The 885-nt window shown below is 62.4% G+C and carries 1 pseudogene; it reads left to right on the top strand.

Features of this window, described 5'->3' with window-relative positions:
* Positions 1–460 precede the first annotated feature (460 nt).
* A pseudogene (locus EOA33_RS37090) lies at positions 461–885 on the top strand (tRNA (cytidine(34)-2'-O)-methyltransferase); the annotation flags it as partial.

Here is an 885-nt window from a genome sequence, read left to right as displayed (position 1 = left end):
GGTCCATCCTCCATGTGCAAATGCGATAAAAAGGGTGACGCAACATCGACCTCCGGCATTCGGCCGAAGGGGCCGGGTACGTCGGTGCGCGCAGCGTCGGTCCGGACATGACGGCAGGCGTCAGTCAGAGCACGGTCAGGTGGGGCGTCAGGCCCCTTTGGGCGTTTGAAAAACATCGCAGGATTCCTTCGAGAGCCGAAAACTGGGTTCGGCGGGAATCGGAGCGATCAAGTCTTAGAGAGTCAGGAGAATCGTCGTACCGAAACCGCCGCGGGGCGCATAAGCCCCCAGGAGGGGCGCTGGTTGTGCATGGTCATCATGAATTCCCCCTCCATCGGTTCGGGTTGACGATGAAAGGCGTATACTCGACTTCGCAGAAAATGGCCACCCGCCAGTCCAGCAATCTGCGAAACCTGGAAATCCCTGTGGCCGATCTGCCACTTATTAGAAAGACGCGGAAATGAACGACCGTCTCCGCATCGCGCTCTACCAGCCTGACATCGCCGGCAACACCGGAACGATCCTGCGCTTCGCCGCTTGCCTCGGCCTTGGTGTCGACATCATCGAGCCGGCAGGCTTCCCGCTCTCCGACCGGGCGCTGAAACGGGCCGGCATGGACTACCTCGAAATGGCTGATCTGACCCGGCATGTCGACTGGCACGCCTTCGAGCAATGGCGCGCGGGCGACGCGCGGCGGCTGGTGCTGCTCACCACCAAAGCCGCTGCCGCCTATACGGACTTTGCCTTTGCCGATGGAGACGTCCTGCTTTTCGGTCGCGAATCCGCAGGCGTGCCGGATCCGGTCCATCACGCTGCGGATGCGCGACTGACCATTCCCGCTGCGGCCAGGCGCGCGCAGCATCAACGTCGCGCTGTCTGTCGCCA

This window comes from Mesorhizobium sp. M4A.F.Ca.ET.050.02.1.1 (genome assembly GCF_003997725.1).
Taxonomy (GTDB): Bacteria; Pseudomonadota; Alphaproteobacteria; order Rhizobiales; family Rhizobiaceae; genus Mesorhizobium.
This window is presented reverse-complemented; position numbering and strand designations above follow the sequence as displayed.